Origin of the sequence: Caulobacter sp. (genome assembly GCF_049283275.1) — a bacterium.
GTDB lineage: Bacteria > Pseudomonadota > Alphaproteobacteria > Caulobacterales > Caulobacteraceae > Caulobacter.
On the sequence record NZ_JBAPVS010000261.1, the window covers coordinates 1 to 10,849 of the forward strand.

7 protein-coding genes are annotated in these 10,849 nt (G+C 67.1%); 1 reads left to right on the top strand and 6 read right to left on the bottom strand.

Going from position 1 to position 10,849, the window contains the following annotated elements:
- A partial coding sequence (locus WAL33_RS14635) for an oxygenase MpaB family protein (RefSeq protein ID WP_422182250.1) occupies nucleotides 1–1,298 on the bottom strand: 1,298 nt, incomplete at its 3' end.
- Between the two features lie 137 nt (nucleotides 1,299–1,435).
- On the opposite strand from WAL33_RS14635, the gene WAL33_RS14640 reads away from it, so the two are divergent.
- Nucleotides 1,436–2,074 carry a TetR/AcrR family transcriptional regulator gene (locus WAL33_RS14640; protein ID WP_422182251.1) on the top strand — a complete coding sequence of 213 codons (639 nt, stop codon included), beginning with the start codon at nucleotides 1,436–1,438 and terminating at the stop codon, nucleotides 2,072–2,074.
- 12 nt (nucleotides 2,075–2,086) lie between these two features.
- Here WAL33_RS14640 and WAL33_RS14645 read toward each other — a convergent pair whose 3' ends face one another.
- The 5 genes from WAL33_RS14645 to WAL33_RS14665 all read right to left on the bottom strand — a co-directional run.
- Complete coding sequence (locus WAL33_RS14645) at nucleotides 2,087–4,168, bottom strand: multicopper oxidase family protein (protein ID WP_422182252.1); 2,082 nt, start codon at nucleotides 4,166–4,168, stop codon at nucleotides 2,087–2,089.
- Nucleotides 4,169–4,329: 161 nt separating this feature from the next.
- On the bottom strand, nucleotides 4,330–5,763 hold the full coding sequence (locus WAL33_RS14650) for a tryptophan halogenase family protein (RefSeq protein WP_422182256.1): 1,434 nt from the start codon (nucleotides 5,761–5,763) through the stop codon (nucleotides 4,330–4,332).
- A 79-nt stretch (nucleotides 5,764–5,842) separates the two neighbouring features.
- Nucleotides 5,843–6,874 (bottom strand): cupin-like domain-containing protein, encoded by a 1,032-nt coding sequence (locus WAL33_RS14655; protein WP_422182253.1) that lies wholly within the window; start codon nucleotides 6,872–6,874, stop codon nucleotides 5,843–5,845.
- A 34-nt stretch (nucleotides 6,875–6,908) separates the two neighbouring features.
- Nucleotides 6,909–7,631: a SapC family protein gene (locus WAL33_RS14660; protein ID WP_422182254.1), complete on the bottom strand. Its 723-nt coding sequence runs from the start codon at nucleotides 7,629–7,631 to the stop codon at nucleotides 6,909–6,911.
- 128 nt (nucleotides 7,632–7,759) lie between these two features.
- Nucleotides 7,760–10,849, bottom strand: a 3,090-nt coding sequence (locus tag WAL33_RS14665; RefSeq protein WP_422182255.1) for a TonB-dependent receptor, incomplete at its 5' end; no start/stop codon positions are given.

Genomic DNA, 10,849 nt, shown 5'->3' on the forward strand with positions numbered 1-10,849 from the left:
GGTCGGTACTGGGCCGCGTCGGTGACGTATTCGGCGTGGCCGTAGCGGGCCAGCAGTCGTCGCACCCGCCGGACCAGGACCGCGTCCGCCGCCTCGCGCAGGCCAGGAACCTTGTCGGCGGCGCGGAAGGCCAGCATCCGGGCGATCACGCCCACGGCCACCGTCGCGAACACCAGCTGGTCGCCCGCCCCCACCTCGACCCCCATCCGCGCGGCCGCCGCCCGGTCGCCGTTCATGAAGTGGCGCAGGAAGAACGCCTTGGCGAAGCGGCGCTCCACCCGGTCGTGCAGGCGGTTGGCCGGCGAGCGGTCCGGCGGCAGGTAGGCGGCCAGGGTGGCGCGGACCAGGGCCCCGCAGGTCTCGTCGTCGAAGCCCTGCCGCAGGGTGGTGTTGCGCGCGGTCATGATCCGCACCACCCCCTCGGGCGTGTCGGCCAGCAGGTCCTGCGGCAGACCCAGCAGGAAGCAGCGATAGCGGGCCAGCTCGACCTTGGCCCGCTCCTGCGCCGTGAAGTGGCGGCGGCCCTGGCGCAGCATCTTGAAGGCCATCAGGAAGATCGGGATCAGGCCGGCCGGCATCTGGTCGACCTGCGGGATCGGCACGCCGTACACCGACACGTCCCAACGCCCCGAGCGGATGGCGTTGAACCGCACCATCGAGTGCATCAGCCGCACCATGGCCGCGGCCTTGAACCCCGCGCCGTGGCGCTCCAGCGCGCCCGGCAGGACGGTGGTGGCGAAGAAGGTCGCCGTCTCGTTGACCCGGCGGGCGGCGGTGTCGCTGCTCAAGGTCCCGGTCAGGGCCATGGGCAGGGCCGAATACTTGTTGAGGAAGGTGGCCACGAACGCGCCCCGGATCGCGAACGGCGCCAGGTGGGCGGTGGCGTTGAGGTCCAGCCGCGCCCCCTCGCGCACCAGGTCCATGTCGACCCAGTCGGGCGTGGCCTCCATGTCGGCGATGAAGGCCACGAGCTCGGGCGGCGCCTCGGCCACGGCCTCGACACCTTGCTCGCAGGCCGTCGTGAGCATGTCGATCAGCCGGCGGAATCCGTATTTCGGGATCAAGGCGGCGTAGGCGTCGGCGACGATGTCGCCCAGCATGGTGTAGGCGCGCACGCGGTCCAGGTCGTCCTGGCTGACGCTCACGCCCAGCGGCGCGCGATCATGGACCACCGCCTTGGCGGCGTCCTCGGTGAAGCGTTCCGGCGTGGCGTCGAAATCGACCGCGCCATAGAGGGCCGGCAGCAGCGTCTTCTGCGACGCGACCTTGGCGCGGACCTGTTCGATCGAGAGGCTCATCGGCCCTCCTGGTTGGCGGATCCGTTCCCGAAAGGGTTCTGGGGGATCCTGGCGTCGATCCAGAGGTTATGTAAGCATTGCTCATATTCCTACTCGCCTCCCGGACCGCGGGGCGCGGTCGCGAAGGGTCGCCGCAAGTGACTGAAAGACAACGCAGAACGCCGCGCCAGGCCCGAGCCGGGTCAACGATCGACGCCATTCTGGACGCGACCTTTCAACTTCTCGAGGCCGACGGCGTCGAGCGCCTGACCACCAACCACATCGCCGTGCGGGCCGGGGTCAGCATCGGAACCCTGTACCAGTACTTCGCCGGCAAGCAGGACATCCTGGCCGCCATCGCCCAGCGCCGGGCCGAAGCCGTGCGCGACGCCATCGCCGAGACGGTGATCGCCCGGCCGGAGCTGGGCAGCGTGCGGACGATCGTACGGGCCCTGATGAACGGCTTCGAAGGTTCGCCCGCCACCCGCCAGGTGCTGTTCGACGCCCTGTTCCACCAGGCCGAAGACGGCATGCTGGCCCGCCACCACCAGGTCTTCCTGGCCTCGATCACCGGCAAGGCGCGGCTGGAGGTGGAGCTGAGCAACGAGTCGGCCTTCGTCCTGACCCACGCGGCGATCGGCCTGCTGCGCGCGGCCGCCGCCGAGCCCGAACTGGGCCTGGACCCGACGGCGCTGGAGGACGAGCTGGTGCGGCTGATGGAGGCCTATGTCGCGGCCCTGGCCGCGGTCCAGGCCGATCGGCGAGCAAAGGGCTCCCGGGCGCAAGGCCCGGGATAAGCCTGCCGGCTCCTAATGCCCCCCATGATCCATGTGCCCGCCGGGGCCGTGGGCCTCGGCCGTGCCGCCCAGACCGTCAGGGATGCCGATGGCGACATTGGCCATCATGCCCTGGTCCTCGTGGTCGAGGATGTGGCAGTGCAGAACGTATTCGCCGATGTAGCGCTGGTACCGGGTGCGCACGACGATCTTGTAGTTCGTCTTGACGAACAGGGTGTCCTTCCACTGGTTCAGCACCCCGGCATAGTCCGGATCGAACCCCGGCGCGTTCGGATTGGTGACCGGCCGCCCGCTCGGGTCCAGCACGCTGACCACCTGGAACGGATTGACGTGGATATGGAACGGATGGCCGGCGGCCGTCGAGGTCAGCCGCCACTCCTGCACGTCGCCGATATTGGCCGTGCGGTCGATCCGGGAGGGCACGTACTGGCCGCTGCGATCCGGCGGCAGGGCCGGGTTGTTGACCTCGAACAGGGTGCCCGGCTTGACGGGGTTTCTCCTGATGTTGAAGGCCAGTTCCTGGATCGGGGCGTTGAGCTCGGCCGTCGTGATCGTCGGATGCCAGACGAACTTCGACAGGGTCAGGTTCCGCAGCAGGTCGCGGATCACCACTTCCCGGACTTGCGAGTTCGCGATGTTGCGCTCGGCGGCGGCGATCATCAGGTTCTGCAGCGCCCGATCGGGATCGCCGGCCGGCGCGCCCGCCCCGACCACCGCCACGCCCAGCAGCTTTATGGGCTCGGCCTGCTGGGACGGGCTGCCGATGGCGTCGCTGGCCCCGTCGATGATGCAGTAGTTCCCGCCGGTCGGGAAATAGACCACCACGTCGGCACGGTAGCCGGGCTGCAGGCGAGTCTCGGTGGTGCGGAACACCTCCGACCGCGTCAGGCCGTCAACCGCCACCTCCCACATCGGCAGGGCCGTCCCGGCGCAGAAGGTGCGCATGAACGAGGCCTGGTCCTTGGCGGGCACCGTGTTCCAGTTGGGTGCGCCGGGCTTCATCGGGAACAGACGGAAATTGACCGCCTCGCGCACGCCGCCGTGGATCAGCCGCCAGCGCTCGAACACGCCCGCCCGCAGCTCGGAGACCGCCGGCTGCACCCGACCGTTGATCGAGGTGAAGCGGCCGGAACTGGCCCAGCTGGCGTTAGGCGACAGCTGCTGGGCGTAGTCACGGATCTCGCCCGTCTGGCCGGGATTGCACACCCAGGGCTGAGCGCCGCCGGGCGAGGTCTGGATCTTTCCGGCGGAGTCGAAGCAGGCGTACTGCACCTGCTGGAACATCATCACCTTGTCGGGGAAGGCCGCGCCCCGGGCGTCCTGCAGCAGCACGTCGATGTCGCCCGGCGTGGTGGCCGTCGGGACGCGGTCATCCTTGATGATCAGGGCGCCGGCCATGCCGCTGGACACCTGCAGGGCCGTCGAGCCGTGCTTGTGCGGATGGTACCAGAAGGTGCCGGCCGCGTGGTCGGACGGGACGTTGTATTCGTAGTCGAAGGTGACGCCCGGATTGATCGAGATCAGCACGTTGTCGCTGTTGCCGGCCGGCGAGACCCACAGGCCGTGGGCGTGCAGGTTGGTGTCGTTGAAGCAGTGGGGGACGTTCACGCCCCCCTCCGGCGTCTTGCACTTCTCGGCCGGCAGGCGCTTGCCGTCCTTGGTCTCGAACAGGTTGTTGGCCAGGCTGATCCGCACCGTCTGGCCCGGGCGCATGGTGATGGTCGGGGCCAGGAAGGGCGTCGCCGGATCGACCGACGAGCCGCGGTAGGACCTCAGCCGGACCTTGTCCTGGCTCAGGGTCCAGGGGTTGCGGACCGCGCCCTCGGTGAATTCGATCGAGAACTTGTAGAGGATGTTCTGGCGCGGATCGACGAAGCTGTCGGCCGCCTGGACCGGCGGCGCTCCCAGCAGCTTGGGCCCGGAGAGCCGGGGCGCGGCCGGCTCGGCTTCCGGCAGGGCCGCCGGGGGGTTGGCGAAGACGTTCTCCGACGCCTGGGCCTGGGCCAGGCTGGACGACGGCGCAACGGCCAGGGCCAAGGCGGTCAGCGAAACGCCGACCAGGGCGGCGGACCGCGTGCGGGCGTAGGACTTCATGGTCTGCGACCTCCCGGAGCGGCCCGATCCCATCCGGCCGCACGACACGTGCCGACCCAGGATTGAGACTCGTTCAACAACCACCCATGCGCGAACTATTGCGCATCGGTGGCGCCTTGGAAAGGTGCAGCTTCAGGTTGGCCTTTCGCTCGCCGCTTGGTTCAGGACGCGGGGATGCCACAGTACCGGTCGAGGAAGGCCTGATGGCCGGGCAGGCCGCCGACGGCGCGGGCGATGTCGCCGCTCAGGTTGGCCAGCGCCCCGCGCAGCTGCTTGGGCGGCATCAGGCGGCCCATCTGGTGATAGGCGGTCGGTTGCAGCCGCTGGCCCAGCATCACTTGCAGCCAGGAATCGACCTGGAACAGCTCGCCCGGCGCCTGGAACGCTTGGGCGCTTTGCCGGAACAGTTCGATGCGGTGGGCCAGGCTGTCGGGGATGGCCATCGTGCGGCAGTGATCCCAGAACGGACTGTCGGTCCGCTCGGTCAGCTTGTAGTGCAGGATGATGAAGTCGCGGATCTTTTCCAGCTCGTCGACGGCCTGCTGGTTGTAGCGGTCGACCACCGCCTCGCTGACGCCGTTGAACGGGAACAGCTGCATCAGGCGCGTCACGCCGATCATGATCAGGTGGATCGAGGTCGATTCCAACGGCTCGACGAAGCCGCTGGCCAGACCCAGGGCGACGCAGTTCTTGTGCCAGGTCTTGCGGCGGCGGCCGGTGACGTAGCGGATCAACCGCGGCTCGATCAGCCGATCACCCTCCAGCGCCCCCAGCAGGGTCTCGTGCGCCTTGTCGTCGCTCATGTAGTCGCTGCAATAGACCAGGCCGTTGCCCACCCGATGCTGCAGCGGGATCTTCCAGCGCCAGCCCGCCTCGTGGGCGATGGCGCGGGTGTAGGGCACGGCTGGACCGGTCGACTTGGTCTGCACGGCCAGGGCGCTGTTGGTCGGCAGCCAATGGCCCCAATCCTCGTATCCCGCCTTCAGCGTCTGCTCGATCAGCAGGCCCCTAAAGCCGGTGCAGTCGATGAACAGGTCGCCCTCGACCCGGTCGCCGTTCTCCATGACCAAGGCTTGGATGAAGCCGGTCTCGGCGTTCTGCTGGACGTTGGCGATCTTGCCCTCGATCCGCTTGACGCCCAGGCCCTCGCTCATCTGGCGCAGGAAGCGGCCGTAGAGCGTGGCGTCCAGGTGATAGGCGTAGTTCAGCTCGGCCCCCTCGCCGACCGAGAACTTGTCAGCCAGCGCCGCCTTCAGCTCGAAGCAATAGTCGCCCAGCTCGCCGCCGAAGCCGGCCGCCTTGGCCTGCAGCCAGAAGTGATGGAAGCCGCCCATCCAGTTGGACTTCCCGACCTGGCCGAACGCGTGGATGTAGCGGTCGCCGATCTCGCCCCAGTTCTCGAACGAGATGCCCAGCTTGAAGGTCGCCTGGGTGGCGCGCATGAACGCGGGCTCGTCGATGCCCAGCAGGGCGTTGAAGGTGCGGGCCGTCGGGATCGTGGACTCGCCCACCCCCACCGTGCCGATCTCGTCGGACTCGATCAGGTTGATGTCGAGCAACGGCCCCAGCTGCTTGACCAGCGCCGCCGCCGCCATCCAGCCCGCCGTGCCGCCCCCGGCGATGACGACCTTCTTCACGACCTGTTCTTGCACGGGATTCTCCGGTCCTTGATCGTCAGCGGTTCAAGCGATTGAGCAGATAGGCTCGCAGCCGACGGGCCTTGCGTTCGTCCATGGGCGCAAGGTCGCCGCGCGCGGCTTCGGGCAGGTGCGCGCCCGCCCGGTCGGCGGGTCCGAACACGTAGTAGTCGAACAGCTTCTTCCAGGCCTGCTTCTCGAAATCGGGACGGTCGCGCAGGCTGAGCAGGCCGTGCAGCAGGGTGTTCATGGGGGTGTCCATGAAGCCGGGCGCGGCGTTCCACCAGTAGTTTATCAGCACGTTGAACGGGTCCAGCGCCTCGACCTGGTGCCACCACAGGGCCGGATAGACCAGCACGTCGCCGGGCTCCAGGTCCGCCACCTGGGCGGCGGCCAGGGCGTCCTTGAAGCGCGGAAAGTGCTCGAAGTCCGGGGCGTCGAAATCGACCATGCTGACGGCCTGGCCGCCCGGCGTCGGGTCCAGCGGCCCCGGATAGAGGTTGTCGATCTGATCGGGCGGAAACAGGGTGAAGCGCCGCCGGCCCACCATGCAGCAGGCGATGTTGTTGGACATGTCGTAGTGGGCGGCGGCGACCGTGCGGTTGCCCATCCAGATGCTGGCCAGCGGCGTGTCGTCGCCCAGGGCGACCAGGTCCAGGCCCAGATCGTTCTCGGCGCGCAGGCCCGGCAGATAGGCGTCGATGTCGCTGGAGCCGATATAGAGCGACGGCCCATCAGAGACCTCGAGCTCCTGTTCGATCCGCTCGAGAAAGGCGCGAAGGGGCGTGCGCTCGGTCTGGAAATTCAGGCGCGTGAGGCTCTGGTCATAGCCGAAGCGTCCCTCGATCTCGGGCGGCCCGGTATAGCCGACGAAGCGTTCGCCCCGATCATGCGACAGCAGATAGTCCATGGCCGCGCGGGGCGAGTGCAGGCCGGCCTGCACCAGCGGCCAATCCAGCGCCATGCCGCGGAAGATCGTCGGCCGCTGCTGGACCAGGATCTCGTCGAACGGAATCTGGTCGGGCGTCAGGCCTTCGATCACCGGGGTCTTGCGAGCGATGTCGATCATCGGTGTTTCGCTCCCTCGATCTGACGGCCCAGGCTCAAGCCAGGGCGCGTCTGCGGTTCTTCAGATCGACCAGGAACCCGACATTGCCCAGGGACGACAAGACCCATTGGGCGGCGGCCAGGAATCCGCTGCGATGCAGGCCCTCAAGCTCGTCGGCGGCCAGGCCCGCGAACCGGTCCTGCGAGATCGTGTAGAGCTCGGGCAGGTCGTACTGGGTGTGCTCGTCCAGCTTGATCTCGACATCGACCGGCTCGATCAGGTCGGCGGCCTCGAAGGCGGCGAACATCGCCTTGCTGAACTCCAGCCCGTCATAGATCACGCCCAGCAGACGGGCGACATGCTGCAGATAGGGCGAATTGCCCCCCGCCGGCAGGAACACCGGCTCACCACCGCGCTCGGCCTTCGCGGCAAGCACCCGGGGATGGTCGAGATCGACATGGATCATCGGTTCGCCGCCGCGCTGGCTCATGGCGATCGAGAACGGCCCGCGCTGCTGGATGGCCGGCACGTAGCGGGCGTTCCAGCCTGCCTGTTCGAGGAACAGGTTCTCGTCGCGGTCCAGGCCCAGCAGGGCCACCGACTGGAACACGCCCTCGGCGTCCTTGCGGAAGAAGATCGGATATTCGCGCTGAACCGCTTCGAACTCGGTCGGGAAGATCAGCACCTGGTTGATGTTGTCGCCGAACGCGGGACCGTGCCCCGTGGCGACGCGCAGGTCGCCGTGATCGAGGTTGTTGAGCAGTACTCTGTTCGTCATGTGCGCCTTCCGGCCCGGCTCGCGTGGATGCGTCGTCCGGCTACTGTAGAGAAGAAAGGGCCGCTGCGAACAGCGGCCCTTTCCCCCGACCTAGATCGGGTCCGAAGACCCGACCATGGCGACGTTCCTTAGAACTTGTAGCGCGCTCCGAGCAGGAAGCGGCGATCCAGTTCTTGGGCGTTCCACAGCTCGTGTTTGTCGCGAGCGTAGGTGCGCAGGCTCTCGTTTGTCAGGTTGATGCCTTCCAGCGAGAGCGCCAGCTTTTCCGTCAAGTCGTAGCTGAGGTTGAAGTCCACCTGGCCGAACGGGGCGACGAACACCGGGTTGCGCGAGCCGCCGCGGTTGGTGGCTTGCAGGAACTTGTCGCGCCAGTTGTAGGCCAGCCGCGCCGAGAAGCCGTACTTCTCGTAGATCAGGGTGGCGTTGGCCGTGTCGCTCAGACCCAACAGAGCGAACTGATCCTGGTTGGGGTTCGCGCCGATGTCGAAGCCCACGTCGCCGCTCACCAGGGTATAGGCCCCGGAGAGGCCGAAGCCCGTTTCGCCGAAGAAGTGCTGAGCGGCGATTTCGAAGCCGTGGATCTTGCCGGTCTTGTTGTTGATCGGCTGGGCCACCTGGAAGTTGAACAACGGATCGGCCGCGTTGGGCGAGATGTCGTTCGCAGCCAGGGTGGAGTCGACGAAGGCTTGGTTGAGGTCGCCCGACGGACCGCGGTTGGCCTGGTACACGGCCGTGGCGGTCGCGACCGAGCCGGTCGTGACGATCAGCGACGTCATCGTGAACAGGTTCACGTCGGTCTGGTCGGCGCCGATCGTCGTCAGGGCCGTACGGGCGTCGCCCGAACGGGTCCCAGCCGCGCCGGAGCTTGGGTCGCGCAGACCGAACAGGGTCTGGTTGAACGTGCCCGTACCCACGAAGTTGTTCACGCGCTTCTCGAAGAAGCCGACCGAAACATAGCTGCTGGGCTTGTAGTACCACTCAACCGAGACGTCGAAGTTGTCCGAGATCAGCGGATCCAGTTCCGGGTTGCCGCGCGTGCCCAGCGGGATGGCGCCGTTGGCGACCGGACGGTTCGGAGTGCCAGCCGTGACCGAGGCGAACAGGTTGCCGTAGTCCGGCCGCGCGATCGTGCGGCTGAACGAGAAGCGCCCGATCAGGTTCGTGGCCAGCTCCGTCTGGAAGTCCAGGGCGGGCAGCAGGTTGCTGTAGCTGTTCTTGCCGGAGATGGGCGAGTAGGTCGCCGCGGTGTCGACACGGAAGTCGTTGTCGGCGGTCCAGACGATGGCTTGCGGCGTACGGATCAGCGACACCGAGTTGGAGTCGGTCTGCTCGTAGCGCACGCCGGCGACCATGCTGGACGGACGGCCCGCCAGTTCGCCCTTCCAGGTCAGCTGACCATAGATGGACCAGATCTTCTCGTTGACGCGGTTATCGTCCTGGGCGGTGACGCCGACCGCGTTGCCCCTGGCGACATAGGGCGGCGACATGGCGTTGTAGAGCGCGATGGCGTCGGCGCGGAAGGCGACCAGGCCGGGGCCCGACTGACGCGCGTCGAAGCTGTCGAAACGGCAGGCCAGGCAGAACTGCTTGACCAGGCTGCCGGCGTACTGCTCCACGTCGCGCGGGTTGGAAATGCCCCAGCTGCCCAGGTCTTGCTGGGTGTTGAGAGCCGTCTGCTTCATCTTCGAGTCGCGGTAGTCGAAGCCGAAGTCGAACTTGCTGCCGTTGTCGTCCAGCTCATAGGACGCGTCGGCGCGGAATTCCTTGATCTTCTGATCCTGGCTCTGGGCCGAGGTGCGGGCCACCTGGCTGCCCAGGTCGCCGACGTCCAGCGAGCCGTTGCCGTTGCCGCGCGGCAGGGCGTCGTTGATCGTCACGGCCTGGACCGGGATGTCGCCGCTGTAGTCCACCGAGTGCGACGAGATGATCGGCGCGCCGATGCTGACCGAGGTCATGCTGGTGCCGTTCGGGGCGTCGGGGGTGCTCGACGCCTTCGAGATGTGGCCGTCAAGCGAGACCTTCAGGCGCTCGGAGACATCCCACACGCCGTTCAAGCCGAACGACTTCAGCTTGTCTTCGTTGGCCCGATACTGCTGCTCGAAGCCGACGTCCTTGGTGCCGCTGAGGGTTTCCTGCAGGAACACGGCGGTCGCGACCGTCGGGTTATTGTCGAAGGTCACCTTGTCGAACGGACGGTTGAACCAGTTGGTCTGGTCGTTGCGGCGTTCGAACGACTTGTTGTCGGCGTACAGGCCGTCAGCGGTGATCAGGATGTTTTCAGCCGGGCGCCACTGCACCGCACCTTGGACGTTGATGCGTTCGCGGCTGCCTTGCGAGAAGTGGTAGCGGCTGTCGTTGGGGATCGCCACGTAGGTGCTGCCGGAGGCCGGCGCGTTGGTGATCTGGGTGGCGCCGCCGTTGCGGACGAAGCCGTTCGCCGGATTGATGAAATCGGAATAGGTGCGGATGTTCCAGTCGTTCGACGTGGCGCTGGTGCTGGTGAAGTTGCGCTTCTGATAGCTGCCGAACAGCGTGACGCCGAACTTTTCTTCCGCGTCGGTCCAGTTCAGCAGGCCCGAGACTTCCGGGGTCACCTTGGAGGTGTCTTCCAGCTTGTTGTCCATGCTGGTGTCGTAGACGGCCTTGACGCCGATGCTGCCCGACAGGCCGCTCTCGCGCGCATCGAACGGACGACGGGTCTTGACGTTGATCGTCGCGCCGATGCCGCCCGACGGGATGCCCGCGCGGCCGGTCTTGTAGACTTCCAGGGCCGAGACGCCTTCCGACGCCAGGTTCGAGAAGTCGAACGAGCGGCTGGTGCCGCTGGCGAAGTCAGCCGAGGCGTCGCCGCCGACGGTGGCGACGTTGGCGGAAGGCATGGTGCGACCGTTCAGGGTCACCAGGTTGAAGCCGCCGCCGAAGCCGCGGACCGTGACCTGCGAGCCTTCGCCGTTGGAGCGGTCGATCGACACGCCGGTGATGCGCTGCAGCGATTCCGCCAGGTTGGTGTCGGGGAACTTGCCCATGTCTTCGGCCGAGATGGCGTCGACAACACCGCTGTTGGAGCGTTTGATCTCGATCGACCGCTCCAACGAGGCGCGGATGCCCGTGACGATGACCTCTTCCACTTGGTTGTCGGTGGTCTGGGCGTGGACTTGACCGGCGGCGAACATCGCCACGGACAGAGCCAGCAAAGACGCAGAAGTATTCAAACGACG

Bases quoted from the DNA above. Each gene is read 5' to 3' on its own strand.
- WAL33_RS14645 (WP_422182252.1), bottom strand. From the start codon at position 4,168: ATGAAGTCCTACGCCCGCACGCGGTCCGCCGCCCTGGTCGGCGTTTCG.
- WAL33_RS14650 (WP_422182256.1), bottom strand. From the start codon at position 5,763: ATGGCGGCGGCGGCGCTGGTCAAGCAGCTGGGGCCGTTGCTCGACATC.
- WAL33_RS14655 (WP_422182253.1), bottom strand. From the start codon at position 6,874: ATGATCGACATCGCTCGCAAGACCCCGGTGATCGAAGGCCTGACGCCC.
- WAL33_RS14660 (WP_422182254.1), bottom strand. From the start codon at position 7,631: ATGACGAACAGAGTACTGCTCAACAACCTCGATCACGGCGACCTGCGC.